We start from the raw sequence: 21,990 nt of genomic DNA on the forward strand, positions 1-21,990 counted from the left end.
CCGTCTGGCAAGAGACGGATTGCCGCGCCAGGAACAGCCCCCTAGTGTCGGACCATGATCTGGACCACCCGCCTTGCGCAATTTTCCCTGTACGACCCTGCCGCCCTCGCCCTGCTGATTGCAGGCTGGCTATGGATCGGCTGGCGGATCGAGAACCCGCCTGCAGGGCGGCCTTCGGTCTCCTGGCTGATGGCGGATTTCCGGCGCGACTGGATGAAACAGATGGTCGAGCGCGATCCGCGGATCTTTGATGCGCAGCTGGCAGGCAATCTGCGCCAGGCGACCGCTTTTTTTGCCTCGGCCGCGATGATTGCGATTGGCGGCGGGCTGGCCCTGATCGGCAATACCGAGCAGCTGGCCGGCGTGGCCGAAGACCTGATCCAGGACAGCGCACCGGCCTTTGTCTGGGAGGTGAAGATCCTGGTTGTGCTGCTGTTTCTGTCAAATGCGTTTCTGAAATTTGTTTGGTCGCACCGGCTGTTCGGCTATTGCGCGGTGCTGATGGCTGCGGTGCCGAATGACCGCAGGGATCCGCTGGCCTATCCCCGCGCCGCACAGGCCGCCGAAATCAGCATCACTGCCGCGCGCAGCTTCAACCGTGGCATGCGGGCGACCTATTTTGCGCTGGCTGCCGTGGCCTGGCTGGCCGGTGCGCTGCCGCTGGCAGGCGCCGCGGTGATCACCTTTGCGGTGCTGTACCGGCGGGAATTTGCCTCGCACTCCCGCACGATCCTGCTGCGCATCCCGCCAGTCAGCAAAGGGGACACCGTTTCGTGACTGCACCTCTTCCAGGCGCGCGGCTAAGGTAACGCCATGAAACAGACCCTTGCCGCTTTCGCACTCTGCTCCATTGCGCTTCCCGCCCTGGCGGACGAACCGGTGATCGAGAATGCCACCGCCCGCCAATCCGGCGGCGGCTGGACGTTCAGTGTCACGCTGTCCCACCCGGATACCGGCTGGGACCATTACGCCGACGGCTGGCGGGTGCTGGACATGGACGGCAACGAGCTGGGCCTGCGCGTGCTGGCGCATCCGCATGAACAGGAACAACCCTTCACCCGGTCCCTCAGCGGTGTGCAAATCCCGGACGGCACGACACAGGTGCATATCCAGGCCCGCTGCCTGGTGGACGGCTGGGGCCAGGAAACCTACGTCCTCACCCTGCACTGACCTTCTTCTTTGTAAGAAATACTCCCACCGCAGGCATGCGCCAAAGGCGCATTCACACCCTGTGATAGGGGCTGCCCGCCAAAATAGTCGCAGCACGGTAGACCTGTTCGGCCAGCATCACCCGCACCAGCATATGCGGCCAGACCATCTTGCCGAAAGAGATCGAGAAATCGGCCTCGGCCCGCAGGCTGGGATCAATCCCGTCCGCCCCGCCGATGATCAGTGCCAGATCCTGACGCCCGCTGTCGCGCCAGCCGGCCAGCTTGCCCGCAAAATCCGGGGAAGAGATCACCTTGCCGCGCTCATCCAGGGTGCAGATCACTGCGCCCTTGGGCAAGGCCTTGCGCAGCAGTGCAGCCTCAGCCGCCATGCCGCCGTTTTTCTTGTCCTCGATCTCCACCACCCGCGCAGGGCCAAGGCCCAGCGCGCGGCCGGTCCGGTCGAACCGGGTGAGGTAGTCGTCGATGAGGGATTTTTCCGGGCCAGCCCGCAACCGGCCGGCCGCACAGATATGCAGACGCATGAAATTCCAAAAGCAATCCGGCCCGCACCCCGGCGCGGGCCTGCATCAATTCAGCCTTGGTTCAGCCTTCGGCTGCCGGAGCTGCCGCGGTGCCTGCGGGCATCCACATCTTCTCGAGCTGGTAGAACTCGCGCACTTCCGGACGGAAGATATGGACAATCACATCACCGGTGTCGATCAGCACCCAGTCGCCGGTATCCTTGCCTTCGACCTTGCAGCCAAGCTGGTACTCCTGTTTGAGCCGATCGGTCAGCTTTTCAGCCATGGCGGCAACCTGACGGGTGGAACGGCCCGAGGCCAGCACCATGTAATCGCCAATCGCCGTCTTGCCGCGCAGGTCGATCTGCACAACATCTTCGGCTTTGTCATCGCTGAGTGAAGAAAGAATCCGCTCCAGCAGCTGTTCGCTGGTGGGCTGGGACCGGGAAGCCATCACGGCTGCCCCATTAACAGCGGCATCCGCCGCTTGAGGTACGGGTGACAGGACAGAGTCCTCCTTGCAACGCGCCGCCAAGCCCCGGCGCCGGGCCTGTTAATAATGTAGCAACCAGATGGTGAATTTTCAATGAAACCCCGCTCCGGCGATGCAAGCCCTGTGCTTTATCCGTCATTCCCGGCAGGTGCAACCCTGACCGGCAGCGGGTCGTTCAGCATCCGCACTTCGCGCTGCGGGAAGGGGATTGAGATATCTTCAGCCTGGAACGCATCCCATAGCGCCAGATAGACATTGCCGCGGATATTGGTCAGCCCGCCGGTGGGGTCGTCGATCCAGATTCTGAGAACATAATCAACGCTGCTGTCGCCAAAACCGGTGATATGGCAGACCGGCTTCTTGCCGCCTGCGCTCAGCACCCGGTTCACCCCCAATGCCGCCTCTATCGCAATCTTGCGCACCCTGTGCGGGTCGTCGCCGTAGCCGGTGCCGAACGTCAAATCCAGCCGCACGTATTTATCGGAATGCGACCAGTTCACCACCTGAGAGGTGATCAGGTCCTCGTTTGGAATCAGGTACTCCCGCCCGTCGCGGGTCACGACCGAGACATAGCGCGCGCCCAGCGCGTTGATCCATCCGAAGGTATCGCCCAACGAGATCACATCGCCCGGCTTGATCGATTTGTCCAAAAGGATGATGAGACCAGACACCAGGTTCGACACCACCTTTTGCAGGCCGAAACCCAGCCCCACACCAATGGCACCGGACAGCACCGCCAGCCCGGTCAGGTCGATGCCGATGGCCTTAAGGCCAATGAAAAACGCGCCGCCGAACAGCAGGATCTGCGCCATTTTGGCGCCCAGCACCTGCATCGACGGGGATATATCGGGATTGCTGCGGATGCGGTTTGCCGCCACCGAAGAGATTACCCGCGCCAGCGTCAGCATCACCCCTAGGATGACCGCTGCCTGCACCACCAGATACAGCGAGATCCTGAGATCGCCGAATTCGATGGCGATGCCGTCCAGCAGCGCGGTTGCCTCGGCTGTGACGCCAAGGATACGCAGGGTGATCCAGACCCAGGCGCCGTATCGCACCATATTGCGCAGCAAGGGATTACCGACCAGCCTGGTGGCAAAGGCCACGATCAGCCAGGCCAGCGACAGGTTGGCAATCACCGCCAGCAGCCGCGAGCGGCTGGGCCAGGTGGCCTCCTGCATGACCAGCACAACCGCCCAGATCAGAAGGACAAACAGGATGCCGCGGATCCGCTTGTGCAGCACCAGTCCCGCCCGCATCCGCCAGCGCGGCCAGCCCTCGCGCCCGCGCAGCCAATCATGGAACGCAGCAGCCACAGGCCGCGCGATCAGCGTGGCCAGCACGAAGACCGCCAGCGCGATCCCGACCTGATAAGCGTTCCAGGGCCGCAGAAGCAGCTCGGCACCCTCAGCCGCAAGCGCCCATAGCTGCTGGCCGAATTCCAGCGCCTCGGCGGTGCTTTCCGCCAGCGCGTCCTTGGGTTGGGTCTGCTCTTCCGGCTCCATCAAGCCCCCCCTTTTTGCGGCAGTGTGCCGCTCCTGAATGTTTTGATCAAGAACAGACAAGGGCAGCGCCCGCCCATGGGGGCGGACGGGCCGGAGAATTCCGGATCAGAACCCGCTGCCCCCGGCCTTAGAACGAATCTTGATTGCCGGCCCTTGCGGATGTATCTGACAGCCATGACCCTCGTATTGGCGCAAAAGATCGAACTGCAAGACCGCGCACGGCTGCGCGAACGGTTCTATGGCGCCGCCCGCACGGTCCTGGCACGCCTATAAGGCCGTTGCCCAGCCCAAAGCCAGCATACCCAAATACATACGGGAGTGGACCCATGTCCCCCAAAACACTCTATGACAAGATCTGGGATGCGCATATTGCGCATGAAGCCGAGGATGGCACCAGCCTGCTCTATATCGACCGCCACCTGGTCCACGAAGTGACCAGCCCGCAGGCCTTTGAAGGCCTGCGCATGGCCGGCCGCGGCGTGCACGCGCCCGACAAGACCATCGCGGTGCCGGACCACAACGTGCCGACCACGCTGGACCGCGCCAAAGGCATCGAGAACGAGGAAAGCCGCATTCAGGTGGAGGCGCTCGACAAGAACGCCCGTGAATTCGGCGTGCATTACTACCCGGTGGATGACGTCCGCCAGGGCATTGTGCATATCGTCGGCCCGGAACAGGGCTGGACACTTCCTGGTATGACCGTGGTTTGCGGTGACAGCCACACCGCCACTCATGGTGCATTCGGCGCGCTGGCGCATGGCATCGGCACCTCGGAAGTCGAGCACGTGCTGGCCACCCAGACGCTGATTCAGAAGAAGTCCAAAAACATGAAGGTGGAGATCACCGGCAAGCTGAAGCCGGGTGTGACAGCCAAGGACATCACCCTCGCGGTGATCGGCGAAACCGGCACCGCCGGCGGCACCGGCTACGTCATCGAGTATTGCGGCGAAGCCATCCGGGATCTCACTATGGAAGGCCGCATGACCGTCTGCAACATGGCCATCGAAGGCGGCGCCCGCGCCGGCCTGATCGCCCCGGACGAAACCACCTATGACTACGTCAAAGGCCGCCCGCACGCCCCGAAAGGCGCCCAGTGGGAAGCCGCGCTGACCTGGTGGAAGACGCTCTACACCGACGAAGGCGCCCATTTCGACAAGGTTGTCACCCTGCGCGGTGAAGACATCCAGCCGGTCGTGACCTGGGGCACCTCGCCCGAGGACGTGCTGCCGATCACCGGTGTTGTGCCCGCGCCTGAGGATTTCACCGGCGGCAAGGTTGAGGCAGCCCGCCGTTCGATCGAGTACATGGGTCTGACCCCCGGTCAGAAGCTGACCGATATTGAGATCGACACCGTGTTCATCGGCTCCTGCACCAACGGCCGCATCGAAGACCTGCGCGCCGTGGCTGAGATTGTGAAGGGCAAGAAGATCAAGGACGGCATGCGCGCCATGATCGTTCCGGGCTCCGGCCTGGTGCGGGCGCAGGCCGAGGAAGAAGGCCTGGCCGAGATCTTTGAAGCGGCCGGTTTCGAGTGGCGCCTTGCGGGCTGCTCCATGTGTCTGGCGATGAACCCTGACCAACTGTCCGAGGGCGAGCGCTGCGCGGCAACCTCGAACCGCAACTTCGAGGGCCGCCAGGGTTATAAGGGCCGCACCCATCTGGTGTCGCCTGCGATGGCAGCCGCCGCCGCGCTGACCGGCAGGCTGACGGATGTGCGTGAGTTGATCTGATGGTTGCCGCCGGAGCAAATACGGTACAACCGGATTTGCTTCCGGTGGGAACGGTCTGGGTTGGATCGCAGATGAGCTGGATTGGCCGGATGTCTTTGCAGTCGTTTCTGCACAGAGGCCATCCGGTCACTCTGTTCCACACGGAAGACATGGAAGACCCGCAAGTCGAGGGGCTTGACTTGGTTTCAGCCCGCGAGATCTGGGACTACCCGGAAAATCTCTTGGACCGGGTCAGCCCAACGGTGTTTTCCGATTTCTTCCGGCTGCGCATGATCCGGGATGCAGGCATGATTTGGGCCGACACGGATGTATTCTGTTACCGCCCTTTCATACCTAAGGATGGGTACTTGGCCGGCTATGAACATAGCGGCATGATCAACAACGCTGTGCTGCATTTGCCTGAGAATTCCGCCTCGTTGAACGAATTGATCGACCTGTTTTCCGATCCTTCCTATGTCCCGGAATGGTTGCGTCCCGCCACCCGGCGCGCTGCCAAGGAGTCCGGCAAGGGGCGCAGGCTGTACGAGGCCTGCAAACTGATACCCACTGCCGCCGGACCGCGTGCGCTGTCGTATATGCTGCCCAAGCATGGTGAAGACATGCACGCCTTGCCGCAGGATGCACTGAACCCGCTGCCGTGGTCCTTTGCGGACGCCTACTTCAACCCGATGGGCGGCGTGGAAGGATGGCTCAGCAATGATACCCAAGCGATCCACCTCTATTCATCGCGTATCCGCGCCTTTCACAAACGAGTCCGTCCGCTTCGCGGGAGCTTTGTTGACGACTTCGCAGAACAGATAGGCTTTGACCTTGATGCCTGCGGCCTGAGCGCCAACAGCAACGAACCCCCGCTTGAATGAAATTCCGGGGCCGCGTGGCCCTGACATCAAAAAACCTGAACCCGGCAGACTTGCCTCACACGGGTTCGCACAAGGAGACTGGCAATGGAAAAATTCCAGAAACTGCAGGGTATCGCCGCCCCGATGCCGCTGGTGAACATCGACACCGACATGATCATTCCCAAGGTGTTCCTGAAGTCCATCCAGCGCACCGGTTTCGGCAAGAACCTGTTCGACGAGATGCGCTTTAACCGCGATGGCACCGAGATCGAGGATTTCGTGCTGAACAAGCCGCAGTACCGCGACGCTGAGATTTTGGTGGCGGGCGACAACTTCGGCTGCGGCTCTTCGCGCGAACATGCGCCCTGGGCAATTGCCGATTTCGGCATCAAGTGCATCGTGTCGACATCCTTCGCCGACATTTTCTTCAACAACAGCTTCAAGAACGGCATCCTGCCGATCGTGCTGCCTCAGGAACAGGTCGACATCCTGATGGCTGACGCGGAAAAGGGAGCAAACGCCCGCATGACCGTGGACCTGGAAGCGCAGGAGATCACCACCTCGGACGGCGAGGTGATCCCGTTCGAAGTGGATGCGTTCAAGAAGCACTGCCTGCTGAACGGTCTTGATGATATCGGCCTGACCATGGAAAAAGCGGACTCCATCAAAACATTTGAAGACAAGGCCGCGCAGGCCCGCCCCTGGGTCTGACCCCCGCGCACTGCCAAGACCACATCAGAGCCGCCCGGCATGGGCGGCTCTTCTTTTTTTTCGCCTGCCAGATTCGCGCCGTATTCCTGCCGCAATTCAGCGCTGACAGTCTCGTAGTGCTCTCCTGACGCTTTGCCACAGCATCTGGTAGGCAGCCCCCAGCCCTCTCATCCTGCACCAAAACCCTGATGCAATCGGGCACCAGTCCCGCAGCGAAAGTGCCCCCTGCCCTGCCGCCAGGCCTTGAGCGGAAAGCCGCCGCCCGGCAACAATGGGGCAAAAATGAGGCAGAGCGCCCTGGGCCATCCCCGGGGGGCTTCAAATCTGGACCCAGAGGCGAAAACGCCCGTTCCAGTTTGAAGGGATTGAGAGACGTGTTTGCACGCATCACAGGCGCGGCGTTCCGCGGCATATTGGTGGCTATGCTGTTTGCCATGCCGACGCTGATCCTGCCGGCATCGGCCACCGAGTCCCCGGAAATTATCCTGTTCATCGCGCTCTTGGGCTCTGCCCTGGCCTTCACCGAATACAACTCGCACTTCCCCAGCATCGTAGAGTTCCGCAATGCGCCGCCGATCAACCGGATGCGCTTTGCCGCCTGCGCTGCGTCTGTCGGCGCGCTGAGCCTGCTGGCCGCCCATCCGCTGGAACCGACCGGGCTGACCGCGCTGATCCACCGTCTTGGCGGCTGGCTGGGCGGACAACTGGACTTTGCCTATTCGCCGGTGCAGCTGACGGTGCTGATGCTGCCGCCGCAGGTTCCGGAAGCCACCGTGCTGATGGTGCGCGATGCCGCCGGGCTGGCTTGTGCGATCGCGGGCGCCGCGATTGCCGTCTTTGCGCTGGTGATCCGCGTCGGCCATTGGCCTGTCGGCAGCGGCGCTTTCAATGTCTGGGTCAACCTGCCGCTGTTCGACCCCACCGCCGGCGGCGATGTGGTGCAGCGGCTGCAGCGGGACGCGCGGGTCAATATCATCGGCGGCGTTCTGCTGCCGTTTGCCCTGCCCGCCGCGGTCAAGATGACCTCGGGTCTGGTCGATCCCGGAATACTGGCGGCGCCCCATATGCTGATCTGGGTAATCAGCGCCTGGGCGCTGGTACCCGCGTCGATGATCATGCGCGGTATGGCAATGCAGCGCATTGCCGGGCTGATCATGCACAAACGGCGCGCCGCAGGCAGCGCCGCCGATAAGGCACTGCAAACCGCATGAGGCGGCTGGCGGCGGGTCTTCTTCTGATCCTTGCCGCCGGAGCAGCCCGGGCTGACACCCTGCGCATCGCCACCTTCAACACAGAGCTGTCACGGGACGGGCCTGGCCTGCTGCTGCGCGACCTTGAGCGCGGCGGCGATCCGCAAATCGCCGCGGTGGTGGAGGTGATCGCGGGCGCACAGCCGGATGTTCTGGCATTGCAGGGACTGGATTGGGATTACGAAGGCCGCAGCCTTGCCGCCCTGGCCCGGCTGCTGGAAGAGGCCGGCGCGGCCTATCCATACCGCGTTTCCCTGCAGCCCAATGCCGGGCTGCCGCCCCCGGTCCCGCTGGACATGGACGGCGATGGCAGGACCGGCGGGCCGCGCGACAATCAGGGCTATGGCCGGTTCCGCGGCCAAGACGGCATTGCGCTATTGTCGCGGCTGCCGGTTGACCGTAACCGGATCCGCGATTTCTCGGCCCTGCTGTGGCGGGACCTGCCCGGCGCCCTGCTGCCTGAACACCCGGACGGGCGCCCGTTTCCGTCCGGCGAGGTGCAAGCCGTGCAGCGCCTGTCTGCCACCGCGCATTGGCTGGTGCCGCTGGAATTGCCCGGCGGCGGGCAGCTGAACGTGATGACATTTCACGCCGCGCCGCCAGTGTTTGACGGGCCGGAAGACCGCAACGGGCGGCGCAACCGCGATGAAATCCGCCTGTGGCAGCTGCTGCTGGATGGCCGCCTGGGCGCCGTCCCCGAGGCGCCCTTTGTGATTGCCGGTGACGCCAATCTCGACCCGGAACGCGGTGACGGCCGCAAGGACGCCATCCGCAATCTGCTGGGCGATCCCCGGCTGCAGGACCCGCAGCCGCGCAGCCCACAAGCCGGAACCGCAACCGTGGAGTGGCAGGGCGCCGGGCGGATGCGGGTGGATTATCTGCTGCCTTCTGCCGGGCTGGCCGTCACCGGAGCCGGCGTTATCTGGCCGGATGCCCCGAACGCAGCCGCAGCCAATGCCAGCCGCCACCGGCTGGTTTGGACGGATATCGCGCTGGACTAGGGCCAGTCTTCGGCCCGGCCTGCGCAAATCCCCATCAAACCCCTATATTTTCTGGGCCTATTATTGACCCTGCCCCGCTGTCCCGCTACGCCCTTGCCAGCTGTTTTTTGGAGGATCCTCATGCCCAACCCATCGATTTTGATTCTGCCCGGCGACGGGATCGGCCCCGAAGTCATGACCGAGGTGCGCAAGATCATCTCCTGGTTCGGCGGCAAGCGCGGCCTGCAGTTCGATGTGAGCGAGGATCTGGTCGGCGGTGCAGCCTATGACAAGCACGGCAAGCCGCTGGCGGATGAAACCATGGCCAAGGCGCAAGAAGCTGACGCCGTGCTGCTGGGCGCCGTCGGCGGCCCTGCCTATGACGATCTGGATTTCTCAGTGAAGCCCGAGCGCGGCCTCTTGCGCCTGCGCAAGGAAATGGACCTCTATTCCAACCTGCGCCCCGCGCAGTGCTTTGACGCGCTGGCGGATTTCTCCTCGCTGAAAAAGGACATCGTGGCCGGCCTCGACATCATGATCGTGCGCGAGCTGACTTCGGGCGTCTACTTCGGCGAGCCGCGCGGCATTTTTGAGGAAGGCAACGAGCGCGTCGGCATCAACACCCAGCGCTATACCGAGAGCGAGATCGAGCGCGCCGCCCGCTCCGCGTTCGAGCTGGCGATGCGCCGGGGCAAAAAGGTCTGCTCGATGGAGAAGGCCAATGTGATGGAGAGCGGCATCCTGTGGCGCGAGGTTGTGACCCGTGTCTCCGCTGACTACCCCGAGGTCGAGCTGTCGCACATGTATGCCGACAATGGCGCCATGCAGCTGGTGCGCGCGCCCAAGCAGTTCGACGTGATCCTGACCGATAACCTGTTCGGCGACATCCTGTCCGACTGCGCGGCGATGCTGACCGGCTCGCTGGGCATGCTGCCTTCCGCGTCGCTGGGTGCACCGATGGAAAACGGCCGTCCCAAGGCGCTGTACGAGCCCGTGCATGGCTCTGCTCCCGACATCGCGGGCCAGGGCAAGGCCAACCCGATCGCCTGCATCCTGAGCTTTGCGATGGCGCTGCGCTACAGCTTTGATCAGGGCGCCGAGGCCGACCGTCTGGAAGCCGCGGTTGAGAAAGTCCTGGCTGACGGTGTGCGCACTGCAGACCTGTTGGGCGAAGACGGCGTGGAGCCGGTTTCCACCAGCCAGATGGGCGATGCCGTGATTGCAGCTCTGGATACCAGCCTCTGATTTCCAGGCCGGTCCAAGCAAGTTCCAAAGCCCCGCCTGACCGTCAGCGCGGGGCTTTTTCACGGCTGCGCCGGCCCCATCTGCGCCCGCAAAAAGAATTCCTGAAAACCACAGCTTTCTACGGAATCGCCCTTGTCAAACCCCGCCCCCTGAGCTATTTCGCCCTCCACGGTCGGAGCGTAGCTCAGCCTGGTAGAGCACTGTCTTCGGGAGGCAGGGGCCGGAGGTTCGAATCCTCTCGCTCCGACCAATAAAACAAGGCGCCTTAGGGCGTCTTTTTTATTTTGAAACGGTGTTCAATGTTTCCGGGACATGAGGATCAGACCGTTTCCAGCGCGGACATCCGCAGCTTTTTCCACAACACCTCCAACGTCGGCTTGGTGCTGCGCGGGTCGCGGTACAGGCGGATTTCCAGATCTGTTGCCAGCCGCTCATCCACCACCGCAAAGCGTCCCTGTTTAATCTCCTCACGGCACAGGCTGAGGGGCAGCCAGCCCATGCCAAAGCCCTCCTGGATCATCGCCTTGACGCTATTGGCCAGCGCGTTCTGATTGACCACAAAGACCTTCTGGCCGGGCAACAGCTGCGCCAGCGCGAATTCCTGCACTGAGCGCAACGCCGAGACCGCGCCATAAGACAACAGGGGCACCGCATCCTTGCCGCCCTTGGGAAAGGAAAACTCGGGCACGCCGTCAGGGGTTGTCCGGGAAACCGGCACATAACGGTCGGTGGACAGGGTCAGATGATCGAAATTGGCAACCTCCAGCGGACCCAGGAAATCCATCGACGGATGCCAGTAGGTCAGGATCACATCGCAATAGCCCTGCTGCAGCGCACTGACGAACTGGTCCGCAGCCCAGGAGGTGGAGTTCAGATCGGTATCCACCCCGCCCTCGCTGGCCAGGGGCGCGATCAAAGTCTTGTAATGCGTCATGTACAGCGACTGGGACGTTGCGAAGCGGATCACATTTTCGCCCGCGGCATCAATCGTCTGGCAGCGCTCGATGGTTTCCTCGTAGGTGCGCAGCATGATGCGGGACTGCGACAGGAACACCTCGCCCGCCGGGGTCAGGGTCAGCGGCAGGGTTTCGCGGTTGATCAGCCGCACGCCGATCTCATTCTCCAGCGCCCGGATGCGGCGGGAGAACGCCGGCTGGCTGACATTGCGCTCCTCGGCCGCGCGCGAGAAATTCTTGCACGCGACCAAAGCCTCGAAGTCCTTAAGCCAGATGATGTCCAACTGGGCGTCCCGTCCTAACCGGCGGCCACCGCATCCAGCCTGTCTTCTTCGACAGCATGGCAGGCGACTGTGCTGCCATCGGGCTGGTGAATGGCTTTTGGCTGTTCACTCTTGCATCGTGCGTCCGCAAAGGCGCAGCGGCTTTGGAAGGGGCAGCCTGTCGGCAGATTGATCGGCGTCGGGATCTCGCCCTTAAGGCGGATATGGTTCGGCCGGTCGTCCTTCAGCTGCGGCACCGCGGACAGCAAGGCCCGAGTATAGGGATGTTTGGGGTTGGAGAACAGCGTTGCTGTGTCCGCAACCTCGCAAACCGACCCAAGGTAAAGTACCGCAACACGGGTGCCGAAATGCTCCACCACGCTCAGGTCGTGGGTGATGAACAGATAGGTGAGGCCGCGGCTTTCCTTGGCTTCCAGCATCAGGTTCAAAACCTGCGCCTGGATCGACACGTCCAATGCGCTGATCGGCTCATCCGCGATGATGAACTCCGGATCCACTGTCAGGGCGCGGGCAATGGCAATGCGCTGGCGCTGGCCGCCGGAAAACTCATGCGGGTAGCGTTTCGCCCAGCTGGGATCGACCCCCACCGACAGCATCACCTCGGTCACCTTGTCGCGCACTTCTGCTGCCGAGGCGTTTGGAAAGTGGTGCCGCACCGGTTCTTCCAGCGCTTGCCGGATGGTCATGCGCGGGTTGAGCGAAGCATAGGGGTTCTGGAAGATCATCTGGATCTTCTTGCGCAGGGGCTGCATGGCGCCGCGCGACAGATCGTCGATGCGCTGGCCGTCATAATGGATTTCGCCCGCGGTCGGGGTCAGCAGTCCGGCCACCAGCCGCGCCACTGTCGACTTGCCGCAACCCGACTCGCCAACCACACACAACGCCTCGCCGCGGCCCACCTCCAGCGAGACGTTGTTTACCGCGTGAACCGAGCGGCTTTCGCGCACGATTTTGCCGTGTTTGAACTTCAGCGTCTCGAGGAAGCCCTGATCCAGATCGAACCGCTTTTCCAGGTTCTTGATCTGCAGCAGCGGGCGGTCTGTCTTTGCGTCCTTCATGCCCGTGCCTCCTGACGGTCTTCATCGCTGTTCAGGCGCTGCACCTCGTGGCAGGCCACCTCGACCTCGCCGTAATGCACGATGTCCGGCACCCGGCTGCGGCACAGATCGGTGGCATATTTACAGCGCGGATTGAAGGCGCAGCCGGTGGGGATGCTGGTCAGCCCGGGCATGTTGCCGGGGATCTGCTTCAGCCGCTGGCCGGGCACGGTCTGCTGCGGCAGCGCGTTGATCAGTCCCTGGGTATAGGGGTGCTGCGGGTCGTTGATGATTTCCCGCGTGCGCCCCGCCTCGATGATCCGGCCGGCATACATCACCAGCGTGCGCTCGGTCATCTGGCTGACCACGCCCAAATCATGGGTGATCAGGATCAGCCCCACCTGGTTCGACTGGCACAGCTCCAGCATCAGCTCCATAATGTCGGCCTGAATGGTCACATCCAGCGCCGTCGTGGGCTCATCCGCGATGATCAGCTGCGGGTCCAGCAGCAGCGCAATTGCGATGATGATCCGCTGGCGCATGCCGCCCGACAGCTCGTGCGGGTATTGCTCCAGACGTTCCTCCGGCGAGGGGATATAGACCTCACGCAGCTTGACGATGGCGATCTGGCGCGCTTCTTCGCGGCTCAGCTTGCGGTGCGCCAGCAGGGTTTCAACCATCTGCTGACCGATGGTCAGCACCGGGTTCAGCGTCACCATCGGGTCCTGAAAGATCATCGCCATGCGGTTGCCGCGCAGGGTGCGCAGACGCTTGTCGTTCATCTGCACGACGTCCTCGCCATCGAACAGGATCTGGCCGTTGTCGATGTAACCGGGGCGGCTCAGCAGGTTCATCAGCGAGAACCCTGTGATCGACTTGCCGGCGCCGCTTTCGCCGACAATACCCAGGCGCTCGCCCTTAGCCAGGTCAAAAGAAATGCCGTTGAGGGCAGTGACCGTCTCGTCGCGCATGGCGAATTTCACGGTCAGGTCGCGAACGGAAAGAAGGCTCATCGCGTTACCCCTTGTAAAGTTTCGGGTTCAGGACGTCGCGCATCCAGTCGCCCAGCAGATTGATGACCAGGACCAGCACCACCAGCACCACGCCGGGGATCGCGGTGATCCACCAGCTGCCGGAGAAGATGTAATCAAACCCCGAGGAAATCAGCGAGCCCAGCGACGGCTGGCTCGGCGGCATGCCCAGACCCAGAAAGCTGAGCGACGCCTCGGAAATGATAGCGTTGGCGACCTGCACGGTGGAGATCACGAATATCGGCGACAGCGAGTTCGGCAGGATGTGCCGCACCATGATCCGCATCGGGCCAAATCCCAGCACACGGGCGCTGTCGACGTATTCCTTTTTCTTCTCGGCCAGCACGGTGGCGCGCACGGTGCGGGCGTATTGCGGCCATTCCGCCACTCCGATCACCGCAATCAGAAAGACAACGGCATAGCGGTTGAACGTATCAGTTCCGAACATCGCCTGCGTCACAGCCAGGAAGATGATCGCCACCATCAGGGTCGAGAAGGACAGCTGGATATCCGCCATCCGCATCAGCAAGCTGTCCAGACGGCCGCCGACATAGCCGGCAATCAGTCCGATGGAGATGCCCAGGAAGGCCTGAAGCGCCACGGCGCAGATACCGATCAGCAGCGACAATCGGGTGCCGTACAGGATGGTGGACCACAGGTCGCGGCCCTGATCATCAGTGCCCAGCATGAATTCAGGCAACGAGCCGCTGACCCAGGCCGGCGGATATTCTGAGTTCATGATATCAATGGACCCCGGATCGTAAGGGTCAAAGGGCGCGATCAGCGGCGCCAGAAAGGCCGCCACGGCGATCAGAAGGAAGATGATCATGCTGACCACCGCCACCGGGTTGCGGCGGAAGCTGTATCCCATGTTGGAGTTCCAAGCCTTGGACCAGCGCGACGGTTCGGATTTCGGGGAAATCGTTTCAGTGCTCATGCGCCCATCCTCGCAATATTCACGGTCGGGTTCACCAGGCCATAGATCAGATCGACGATGGTGTTGGTGACCACAAAGATGAAGCCGACAACAATCAGATAGGCCACGATCAGCGGGGTATCGACGCGGTTCACCGCCTCAAGGAACATGAACCCCATGCCCGGCCACTGGAACACCGTCTCGGTCAGGATGGTATAGGCCACCATGGTGCCGATCTGCACGCCGCCCACGGTGATCACCGGCAAAAGCGTGTTCTTCAGCGCATGCACAAAATAGATGCGCCACGGGTTGATGCCCTTGGCCTTGGCGTATTTCACGTATTCCGACTGCAGCACTTCCATCATCTCGGCCCGGATCAGCCGGACAAACAGCGGCAGCATGATCGAGGCCAGCGCAATCGACGGCAGGATGATATGCAGCCAGCCGTCAGCAGTGGCAAAGTTGGTTTGCCAATAGCCCCAGACCTGTACAGTGTCGCCGCGCCCGTAAGAGGGCAGCCAGCCGTATTCCACCGAGAACACAAAGATCATCAGGATCGCAGTCAGGAACACCGGGATCGAAATGCCGATGATCGACAGGCCCATGATTATACGGCTCAGGATCGAATTGGGCTTGATCGCGGTATAGACACCCAGCGGCACTGAGAATCCGACGATGATCAGCGTCGCGCCGAACACCAGCTCCAGCGTTGCCGGCAGCTTCTTCAGGATCACGTCCAGCGCCGGTTCCTTGAAGAAATAGGAGGTGCCCAGATCGCCCTGCAGCGCATTGCCCGCGAACCGCAGGTATTGCGTCACGAAGCTGTCGTTCAACCCCAGCTCATCGCGCAGCTGCTGGCGCACTTCTTCCGAAACCGACTGTCCGACCAGCTCGCGCAGCGGGTCGCCCAGGTTGCCCTGGATGGCGAAGGCAATCAGCGAGATGACGAACATCACGGCAATCGCCTGGATCACTCGCTTGGCGAGATAGGCAAACATCTTCCTGACCTTTGTAGAGTTTGGTTACAGCGCAGGGCGCATTGTCCAAGCGGGACGCGGATCCTGCAAACACAGCCTTGGCGGCCGCTTGTTATGGGGGTGGCCCGGGCCGGCCGGGGAGACCGGCCCGGGTTAAATCAGTGGCTTAGCTGCCGGTCTCGACGACCAGGTCACCGAAATAGGGGAAGTTCAGCGCGTTCACGATGTCGCCTGCGTTCATGCCGGACTTGGCGCCCCATGCCAGGTTCTGCCAGTGCAGCGGGATAAACGCGGCCTCGTCGTACAGGATGCCTTCCAGCTTCTGCAGCAGCTCTCCACGCTTGGCCGGATCGGTTTCCGCATTGGCTGCATTCATCAGCGCATCAGCTTCTTCGTTGCAGTAGTTGCCAGAGTTGTACTGGCCGTTGCCGGTTGCTTCATCCGGGCAGGCGGTCAGGAACTGGTGGAAGTTGGCGGAATCTTCGGTATCCGCGTGCCAGCCGATCATCATCATGTCCGCCGCGCGCTCGTCGAAAGTCGGCCAGTACTGGGCCTTGGGCATGGTCTGCAGATCCACTTTGATGTTGATCTGCGCCAGCATCGAGGCCACCGCCTGGGCAATCTTGTCGTCGTTCACATAGCGGTTGTTCGGCGCCATCATGGTGATCGAGAACCCATCGGCATAACCAGCCTCTGCCATCAGCGACTTGGCTTTTTCCAGGTCAAAGCGCGGCGCGAAGCCTTCGCTGTAGCCCAGGTAGCCCGCCGGGCTGGCCTGGCCGCCGACGGTGCCGAAGCCGCGCATGATGCGGTCAACGATGCCAGCGTTGTTCACCGCATAATCGATCGCCTTGCGGACGCGGGCGTCCTTGAAGGCCTCAACACGGTCCTGATTCATCTGGAAAGTGATGATGCGGGTGCCGGGCATGGTGATCAGGTCAACGCCCTGGGCATCCGCCACGCGCTTGAGGTCAGTCGGCGGAACCGGCGCGATGAAGTCGACATCGCCGGACAGCAGGGCTGCCACGCGGGTCGGGTCTTCCTTGATCGGGGTCAGCACGATCTTGTCGACATTGCCGGCGTCTGCGTCCCAGTAATCGGCGTAGCGGTCGAACACCACGCGCACGCCCTGCTCACGCTCGGAGACGATGAACGGGCCGGTGCCGGAGACGTTGCGGGAGGCAAAGCTGTCGCCGTGCTTGACGATCTCGGCCTTGTCCTTGCCGTCGGCAGTGGTGCCGGAATAATAGGCGCTGTCCATCGGAAAGATGTAGGTCGCGGTGTGCAGGACCAGCGGATAAGGCTCCGAGGTCTTGAGGTCGAAGGTCATGTCATCGACGACTTCAACATCGGTGAACGGGGTGAAGATGCCTTTGAAATCGTCGCTTTCTTTCAGCCGGTCAAAGGTCCAGTCCACGTCCTTGGCGGTCAGCGGGTTGCCGCTGTGGAAGGTCACGCCGCTGCGCAGCTTGAAGCGCATGGTGGTGCCGTCGATCTGCTCCCAGCTTTCGGCCAGGCGCGGTTCGAACTGCAGGTCCTGGGTCCAGCGCACCAGCGGGTCAAAGACCATGTGCGACAGCTGCAGCGTGCCGCCGGACAACTGTTCATGCGGATCCAGCGAGACCGGGTCAGCGTCATAGGCAACGCGCACGGTGGTTTCGGCGTAGGCAACCGGTGCCATCGCCACCACCGCAGCAGCCGCCAGGCTTCTGACAAATTTCGTCATTAGGCATACTCCCCTGTGATTATGGCGTGAACGCTATCCGGTGGCGCGGCATCTGTGAAATGCCGATATCGCATAGGGTATGCAACCTGCACATTGGAGCTATGCGCTTCAGGAATATCCGTGCCTTTGCAAGCCCTTGTGGGCAGCGCTCAGGCGAAAGCACAGTTAACAGGCTGCTGAAAAACTCGGGGTTCTTCGAAAACGCCGAGTGATCCGGAACCCGGTCACTCAGATCAAGCCGACAGAACCACCGATACGCCAAGTTCAGATGCACCTCCTCGCAGATCCGGCGTTCGGACCGGATGGCCGTCAAGCTGAGGGCGCTGCCCTCCCCCTCGGGCACCCCCATTCGACAGGGCCGTGTCCTCGGCTAGGCGACAGATGTGGGTGGGCATCCGGGATTTGCAGGGAACCTTTCTTCGTCAAACCCGCCAAAGTGAGCGATATTCAGTCGCAGATTGTTCCACGCCGGTGTTTACAATACCGGTCTCCAACTCTTGGCCGAGGCGTTTTGGCCTGAGCAGGCATCCGCACCCGGCGAATTGTCGCCGTGTGCCTTGATTGGAACGCCGGATAACTCCTTCAATCGCTGACGCAATGCGCTATCTTCCGGGCTGGCCGGGCGCCGCCGGTACACACGCGGATCGATCCCGGCCAGCGCACAATCCCGCCGTTGCGAGCAACTCTTCTCTTTCATGGCCCAGTCCACGGCGCGTCTCCTTGAACCGGGCTTCAGAAGTTTTTTCCAAGCATCTCTTTCAGCGTGGCGGCATCAAGCATTTGCTCCGCCAGCATCTTCTTCAGCTTGGCGTTCTCTGCCTCCAGCGCCTTCAGCCGCCGGGCGTCCGGAACTTCCATGCCGCCATACTTCGACCGCCACTTGTAGAAGGTCGCATCGCTGATGCCGTGCTTGCGGCACAACTCCTTCGCGCCCATCCCGGCCTGGTGCTCCTTCAGAATGCCTATGATCTGTTCTTCGCTGAACCGGCTTCTCTTCATCGTCTGTCTCCTCGGTTGACCCGAGCTTTCAACTCGTGACCGGGCTCTATCCGGATAGCGCAATCTCCCTGTGGCCCGAGAGCGGCGGAACATGTCTCGTTCCGAGCCACTTTCCACCGCGGGCACAAGTCGTTTGCACGACCCGGTTTCCGCCCCAGAGGGTAACGATCCCTTTTGCGGAAGCGAGGCTGGACATTCCGGCCTGGGCAGCTCCGCCTTCTGCAAGTGACAGTAAAAATCCGCGCGAGGCGCGCGGATTGCATATCCCAGGAGTCGTAACAGGGCATCGGCGGGCTGCACCCGCTCCCCCCTGCCCCCGGCATTTTCCATATGATTGGTCCGCCTGCCATCCGGCCGGCAATCTGAACACGGGTTCTGATGCTGCTGCGCGCCAGCCTCCACGGAGAAATCCGGTTCCTCCCGCGCCAGGCGCGGGCCCCTCCCAATTTCACCGCTCCGGCCCCGTGTGTCAGATCACCGTCCGGCCGCAGTCCAGAAGACACGAGGTCTTCCGAAGTGAAAATCAGGGAAGGCTTCGCCACTGGCGGAACAGGAGGCGCGAGCGGGCATGTTGGAGACACGAAAAAGGAAAGATTCTGTCGCAAAAGGCAAAACTACGTGTCGCCTGAGAACAGAAGAAGTGGCGGACCGAGGAGGATTCGAACCCCCGACCCCTTGATTCGTAGTCAAGTACTCTATCCAGCTGAGCTATCGGTCCACTGCGGCGGGGTTTACTCATAGTGCTGGGGAGTCGCAACCCCAAAACCCAAAATTAGTTTCCTCCGGCTGACATAGTTCACGCCAGCCTGCTTGCCGCGGTCAAATTGTGCCGTCGCCCTTGGGCAGGCAGATCTCAAAAACGGTGCCTGCCGGGCTGGTTTCCTTCAGCACGACCGATCCGCCATGGCCGCGAGCCAGCTCGCCCGCTATGGCCAGCCCCAGCCCGGTGCCGCCCTTGCGGGCACCGCCCTGGAACGGGGTGAACAGATTGTCCTGCGCCTTCTTCGGCAAGCCGGGGCCGGTGTCGGCAACGGTGATGTACCAAGCGTCCTCTTCCTCATACGCGCCAACCGTGATCCGGCCCGGCTTTCCGGTGGCCGTGATCGCCTGACGGGCATTGCGCACCAGGTTCATGACAATGCGGAACAGCTGTTCGGAATCGGCGCGCAGCATCATCGGTTTGGGCACCGCATTGACGATCCCGACCAGCTGGCTGTCCGCGGCCAGCAGCTCGCTTTCGGCAATATCCGCAGTGATTTCATGCAGGCAAACCACTGCAAAGGTGGGCGAAGGTTCCTCCGCACGGCCGAACGCCAGGGTGCCCTCACATAAGGAAACCGCACGGGTGATCGAATTCACCAGCTTCGGCGCCAGCCGGCGCACCAGGGGGTCCTCGCTCATTTCTATCCGGTCGGTGAACAGCTGCGCAGAGGTCAGGATGTTGCGCAGATCATGGCTCACCTTGGCGACCGCGCCGCCCAGCTGGGCCAGCCGCTCGCGCTGCTTCAGCGCCTGTGTCAGCTCGGTCTGCAACTGCATCAGCGCCTCTTCTGCCTCGCGCAGCTCCACCACGCTGGAACTCGGGTGGATGATGCCCCGCGCATCTTCCGGAGCCGCCGCATAGCGCTGCATATAGCCAACCACGCTCTTGATCGGTTTCACCAGCACAATCCGCACCGCAACAAACAGCAAAAGCGCCGTGAAAACCGAAATCACCGCCGACAGAACCAGGATCCGAACCCCGTAATCGATCATCGCCATCCGTAGCGGCGCGGTTTCCATGGTGACCTCGATCAGCAGCCCGGCATCGCGCACCGGCGCGCCGATCACCCGGATAATCTCGTTTTCTGGCCGGGACAGCCGCAGCACCGCATCCCGGATCAGGGTCATTGCCCCCGCCATCCGCAAATCATAAGTGCCGGTGATCTGCTGCGGAATGGCCGAGGCCAGCATCAGCTGGCGGATCTCATCGCGGCGCAGCACCACGTTGTAGACACCGGCATTCTCCAGAAGCTCCGCTTCCAGCTCCGTCTCCAGCATGTCGTCCGCCAGCAGCGCCAGCGAGGCAATCTGCGCCCGCTGCAGCCGGTCGGCCAGGTAATCCTCGCGGAACCGCGCAATTGAAGGCACAAAGATCAGCACCTCGGCCAGCATCACGAAAACAGTTGTCAGGATCAGAAATCTGCCCGAAAGCGTGTTGAGCATCCCGCCGCCCTTACCTCAAGGAATCCAGCGCTGAACAAAGCGCACTGCGCGTTTCACAAAACCGCTCTCAAACAGCCGCGGGGAGAAATAGGCCCCTGCCGCCCGTTTGTTAATCTCGCTGATCGATGGGTAAGGCGCAACCATGGCCGCAATCTGGCTCATTTTCAGACGGTTGGCCAGCGCCATCGACCACAGGCTGATCAATTCGCCAGCCTGATGGCCCGCGATGGTGGCGCCGACGGGACGGCCCTTGAACACCATCACCTTGATGAAGCCCTTGGTCTTGCGTTCGGCAATGGCACGGTCGTTGTGATGGTAGTCGAACCGCGCCACCTCCAGTTTGACACCATAGATGTCGCGCGCCTGTACCTCGGTCAGGCCAACCTGCGCCAGCTCCGGGTCGGTATAGGTGACCCAGGGGATATGGCTGGTCTTTGCCTTCGACGGCAGGCCGAACAGGGCCGAACGGATGATGACGCTGGCGTGATAGCCCGCTACATGGGTGAACTGCAGCCCGCCGGCCACGTCGCCGATGGCATAGACCTGTCTGTTGGCGGTCAGCAGGCTGCCGTCCACCTTGATGCCGTTATCCGTGGTTTCAACCCCGGCGGCAGAGAGGTTCAGCCGCTCCATATTGGCCTTGCGCCCCACCGCCATCAGCAGGTGGCTGCCCTTAAACAGGCTGCCGTCCTTGGTCTCCACCTCAACCGCCCCGGCCTGGCCGCCGATACGGGACACCATGGCGCCCTCCACGATCTCCACGCCTTCTGCGCGCAATCTGTCCAGTACCAGCGATGCGGCCTCCGGATCATCCTTGCCCAGCGCTTTGAAACCTTCGATCACGGTGACTTTGCTGCCCAGACGGATATGCGCCTGCGCCATTTCCATGCCGATCGGACCGCCGCCGATGATCAACAGATGCTCCGGCCTCTCGCGCAGCTCAAACAGGGTTTCGTTGGTCTCATACGGCACCTTGTCCAGCCCCGGAATCGGCGGCACCAGCGGCGAAGAACCGGTGGCAATCACCACCCGCCGCGCAATGATCCTGTGCGGGCCTGCTTCGACTTCTGTTGGCGAAACGAAACGGCCGAACTCGCGGATCACCCGCACGCCAAAGCCCTCGAACCGTTCCTGACTGTCGACCGGGGCGATGGTATCAATCACCGCCTGCACATGATCCTTGGCCGCGGCATAATCCGGCTGCGGATGCTGATCCGCCACGCCGAATGCTTGGGTATGCGCCTGGGCGTGCGCCGCCTTGCCGCTGGCCAGCAGCGCCTTGGAGGGCACACAACCATAGTTCAGGCAGTCGCCGCCCATCTTATGGCCTTCGAGCAGCACCACAGAGGCACCCATCTGACTGGCCCCAGCGGCCACCGACAGCCCGCCCGATCCGGCGCCGATAATCAGGAGATCACATTCAATGCGGCTCAT

The 21,990-nt window shown here is 62.2% G+C and carries 20 protein-coding genes, 2 tRNA genes and 2 pseudogenes; 10 read left to right on the forward strand and 14 right to left on the reverse strand.

Going from position 1 to position 21,990, the window contains the following annotated elements; translation table 11 throughout:
* Positions 1-54 precede the first annotated feature (54 nt).
* Both A2I95_RS08310 and A2I95_RS08315 read left to right on the forward strand, forming a co-directional pair.
* Positions 55-777 carry a DUF599 domain-containing protein gene (locus tag A2I95_RS08310; RefSeq protein WP_291729325.1) on the forward strand — a complete coding sequence of 241 codons (723 nt, stop codon included), beginning with the start codon at positions 55-57 and terminating at the stop codon, positions 775-777.
* A 36-nt stretch (positions 778-813) separates the two neighbouring features.
* Positions 814-1,170, forward strand: a complete 357-nt coding sequence (locus A2I95_RS08315; protein WP_291729326.1) for a hypothetical protein — start codon at positions 814-816, stop codon at positions 1,168-1,170.
* 52 nt (positions 1,171-1,222) lie between these two features.
* On the opposite strand, the gene rlmH is transcribed toward A2I95_RS08315, so the two are convergent.
* From rlmH to A2I95_RS08330, 3 genes are all read right to left on the reverse strand, one after another.
* Positions 1,223-1,693 carry a 23S rRNA (pseudouridine(1915)-N(3))-methyltransferase RlmH gene (gene rlmH, locus A2I95_RS08320; protein WP_291729327.1) on the reverse strand — a complete coding sequence of 157 codons (471 nt, stop codon included), beginning with the start codon at positions 1,691-1,693 and terminating at the stop codon, positions 1,223-1,225.
* A gap of 61 nt (positions 1,694-1,754) precedes the next feature.
* On the reverse strand, positions 1,755-2,126 hold the full coding sequence (gene rsfS / locus A2I95_RS08325; RefSeq protein WP_291729328.1) for a ribosome silencing factor: 372 nt from the start codon (positions 2,124-2,126) through the stop codon (positions 1,755-1,757).
* 167 nt (positions 2,127-2,293) lie between these two features.
* Positions 2,294-3,670 carry a mechanosensitive ion channel domain-containing protein gene (locus A2I95_RS08330; RefSeq protein ID WP_291729329.1) on the reverse strand — a complete coding sequence of 459 codons (1,377 nt, stop codon included), beginning with the start codon at positions 3,668-3,670 and terminating at the stop codon, positions 2,294-2,296.
* Between the two features lie 174 nt (positions 3,671-3,844).
* Here A2I95_RS08330 and A2I95_RS08335 point away from each other — a divergent pair, with 174 nt between their 5' ends.
* The 8 genes from A2I95_RS08335 to A2I95_RS08370 all read left to right on the forward strand — a co-directional run bounded on the left by A2I95_RS08335 (position 3,845) and on the right by A2I95_RS08370 (position 10,675).
* Positions 3,845-3,943 carry an isopropylmalate isomerase gene (locus A2I95_RS08335; protein ID WP_245602898.1) on the forward strand — a complete coding sequence of 33 codons (99 nt, stop codon included), beginning with the start codon at positions 3,845-3,847 and terminating at the stop codon, positions 3,941-3,943.
* 53 nt (positions 3,944-3,996) lie between these two features.
* Positions 3,997-5,400, forward strand: a complete 1,404-nt coding sequence (leuC, locus tag A2I95_RS08340; RefSeq protein ID WP_291729330.1) for a 3-isopropylmalate dehydratase large subunit — start codon at positions 3,997-3,999, stop codon at positions 5,398-5,400.
* A gap of 71 nt (positions 5,401-5,471) precedes the next feature.
* A complete protein-coding gene (locus A2I95_RS08345; protein ID WP_291729331.1) occupies positions 5,472-6,260 on the forward strand; it encodes a hypothetical protein in 789 nt (262 codons plus the stop codon).
* 84 nt (positions 6,261-6,344) lie between these two features.
* Positions 6,345-6,950, forward strand: coding sequence for a 3-isopropylmalate dehydratase small subunit (leuD, locus tag A2I95_RS08350; protein ID WP_027257407.1), 606 nt, complete (start codon positions 6,345-6,347; stop codon positions 6,948-6,950).
* Positions 6,951-7,324: 374 nt separating this feature from the next.
* On the forward strand, positions 7,325-8,161 hold the full coding sequence (locus A2I95_RS08355) for a hypothetical protein (RefSeq protein WP_291729332.1): 837 nt from the start codon (positions 7,325-7,327) through the stop codon (positions 8,159-8,161).
* Positions 8,158-9,201 (forward strand): endonuclease/exonuclease/phosphatase family protein, encoded by a 1,044-nt coding sequence (locus A2I95_RS08360; protein ID WP_291729333.1) that lies wholly within the window; start codon positions 8,158-8,160, stop codon positions 9,199-9,201. Before A2I95_RS08355 ends, A2I95_RS08360 begins: the two co-directional genes overlap by 4 nt.
* A gap of 120 nt (positions 9,202-9,321) precedes the next feature.
* Positions 9,322-10,425 (forward strand): 3-isopropylmalate dehydrogenase, encoded by a 1,104-nt coding sequence (gene leuB / locus A2I95_RS08365; RefSeq protein WP_291729334.1) that lies wholly within the window; start codon positions 9,322-9,324, stop codon positions 10,423-10,425.
* A 173-nt stretch (positions 10,426-10,598) separates the two neighbouring features.
* Positions 10,599-10,675, forward strand: a tRNA-Pro gene (locus tag A2I95_RS08370).
* A 69-nt stretch (positions 10,676-10,744) separates the two neighbouring features.
* On the opposite strand, the gene A2I95_RS08375 is transcribed toward A2I95_RS08370, so the two are convergent.
* The 11 genes and pseudogenes from A2I95_RS08375 to A2I95_RS08425 form a co-directional block, all read right to left on the reverse strand.
* On the reverse strand, positions 10,745-11,665 hold the full coding sequence (locus A2I95_RS08375) for a LysR family transcriptional regulator (RefSeq protein WP_027257403.1): 921 nt from the start codon (positions 11,663-11,665) through the stop codon (positions 10,745-10,747).
* A 14-nt stretch (positions 11,666-11,679) separates the two neighbouring features.
* Complete coding sequence (locus tag A2I95_RS08380; protein ID WP_291729335.1) at positions 11,680-12,723, reverse strand: ABC transporter ATP-binding protein; 1,044 nt, start codon at positions 12,721-12,723, stop codon at positions 11,680-11,682.
* Positions 12,720-13,715, reverse strand: coding sequence for an ABC transporter ATP-binding protein (locus A2I95_RS08385; protein WP_291729336.1), 996 nt, complete (start codon positions 13,713-13,715; stop codon positions 12,720-12,722). Before A2I95_RS08385 ends, A2I95_RS08380 begins: the two co-directional genes overlap by 4 nt.
* Before the next feature lie 4 nt (positions 13,716-13,719).
* Positions 13,720-14,670 (reverse strand): ABC transporter permease, encoded by a 951-nt coding sequence (locus A2I95_RS08390; protein ID WP_291729337.1) that lies wholly within the window; start codon positions 14,668-14,670, stop codon positions 13,720-13,722.
* Positions 14,667-15,647: an ABC transporter permease gene (locus A2I95_RS08395; RefSeq protein ID WP_291729338.1), complete on the reverse strand. Its 981-nt coding sequence runs from the start codon at positions 15,645-15,647 to the stop codon at positions 14,667-14,669. The genes A2I95_RS08390 and A2I95_RS08395 overlap by 4 nt, the downstream gene beginning before the upstream one ends.
* 145 nt (positions 15,648-15,792) lie before the next feature.
* Positions 15,793-17,352, reverse strand: a complete 1,560-nt coding sequence (locus tag A2I95_RS08400) for an ABC transporter substrate-binding protein (RefSeq protein ID WP_291729339.1) — start codon at positions 17,350-17,352, stop codon at positions 15,793-15,795.
* Between the two features lie 190 nt (positions 17,353-17,542).
* A pseudogene (locus tag A2I95_RS08405) lies at positions 17,543-17,656 on the reverse strand (transposase); the annotation flags it as partial.
* A 267-nt stretch (positions 17,657-17,923) separates the two neighbouring features.
* Positions 17,924-18,351, reverse strand: a pseudogene (locus A2I95_RS08410) (transposase); the annotation flags it as partial.
* Positions 18,352-18,992: 641 nt separating this feature from the next.
* A tRNA-Arg gene (locus tag A2I95_RS08415) sits at positions 18,993-19,069 on the reverse strand.
* Positions 19,070-19,170: 101 nt separating this feature from the next.
* Positions 19,171-20,556 carry a HAMP domain-containing sensor histidine kinase gene (locus tag A2I95_RS08420; protein ID WP_291729340.1) on the reverse strand — a complete coding sequence of 462 codons (1,386 nt, stop codon included), beginning with the start codon at positions 20,554-20,556 and terminating at the stop codon, positions 19,171-19,173.
* 15 nt (positions 20,557-20,571) lie between these two features.
* On the reverse strand, positions 20,572-21,990 hold the full coding sequence (locus A2I95_RS08425; protein WP_291729341.1) for an FAD-dependent oxidoreductase: 1,419 nt from the start codon (positions 21,988-21,990) through the stop codon (positions 20,572-20,574).

The organism is Leisingera sp. F5, assembly GCF_001593695.1.

Coding starts and splice junctions, on each gene's coding strand:
- rlmH (WP_291729327.1), bottom strand. CDS start 1,693: ATGCGTCTGCATATCTGTGCGGCCGGCCGGTTGCGGGCTGGCCCGGAA.
- A2I95_RS08385 (WP_291729336.1), bottom strand. CDS start 13,715: ATGAGCCTTCTTTCCGTTCGCGACCTGACCGTGAAATTCGCCATGCGC.
- leuD (WP_027257407.1), top strand. CDS start 6,345: ATGGAAAAATTCCAGAAACTGCAGGGTATCGCCGCCCCGATGCCGCTG.
- leuB (WP_291729334.1), top strand. CDS start 9,322: ATGCCCAACCCATCGATTTTGATTCTGCCCGGCGACGGGATCGGCCCC.
- A2I95_RS08360 (WP_291729333.1), top strand. CDS start 8,158: ATGAGGCGGCTGGCGGCGGGTCTTCTTCTGATCCTTGCCGCCGGAGCA.
- A2I95_RS08330 (WP_291729329.1), bottom strand. CDS start 3,670: ATGGAGCCGGAAGAGCAGACCCAACCCAAGGACGCGCTGGCGGAAAGC.
- A2I95_RS08400 (WP_291729339.1), bottom strand. CDS start 17,352: ATGACGAAATTTGTCAGAAGCCTGGCGGCTGCTGCGGTGGTGGCGATG.
- A2I95_RS08420 (WP_291729340.1), bottom strand. CDS start 20,556: ATGCTCAACACGCTTTCGGGCAGATTTCTGATCCTGACAACTGTTTTC.
- A2I95_RS08390 (WP_291729337.1), bottom strand. CDS start 14,670: ATGAGCACTGAAACGATTTCCCCGAAATCCGAACCGTCGCGCTGGTCC.
- A2I95_RS08380 (WP_291729335.1), bottom strand. CDS start 12,723: ATGAAGGACGCAAAGACAGACCGCCCGCTGCTGCAGATCAAGAACCTG.
- A2I95_RS08335 (WP_245602898.1), top strand. CDS start 3,845: ATGACCCTCGTATTGGCGCAAAAGATCGAACTGCAAGACCGCGCACGG.
- A2I95_RS08395 (WP_291729338.1), bottom strand. CDS start 15,647: ATGTTTGCCTATCTCGCCAAGCGAGTGATCCAGGCGATTGCCGTGATG.
- A2I95_RS08425 (WP_291729341.1), bottom strand. CDS start 21,990: ATGAGCCGCATTGAATGTGATCTCCTGATTATCGGCGCCGGATCGGGC.
- A2I95_RS08310 (WP_291729325.1), top strand. CDS start 55: ATGATCTGGACCACCCGCCTTGCGCAATTTTCCCTGTACGACCCTGCC.
- rsfS (WP_291729328.1), bottom strand. CDS start 2,126: ATGGCTTCCCGGTCCCAGCCCACCAGCGAACAGCTGCTGGAGCGGATT.
- A2I95_RS08345 (WP_291729331.1), top strand. CDS start 5,472: ATGAGCTGGATTGGCCGGATGTCTTTGCAGTCGTTTCTGCACAGAGGC.
- leuC (WP_291729330.1), top strand. CDS start 3,997: ATGTCCCCCAAAACACTCTATGACAAGATCTGGGATGCGCATATTGCG.
- A2I95_RS08315 (WP_291729326.1), top strand. CDS start 814: ATGAAACAGACCCTTGCCGCTTTCGCACTCTGCTCCATTGCGCTTCCC.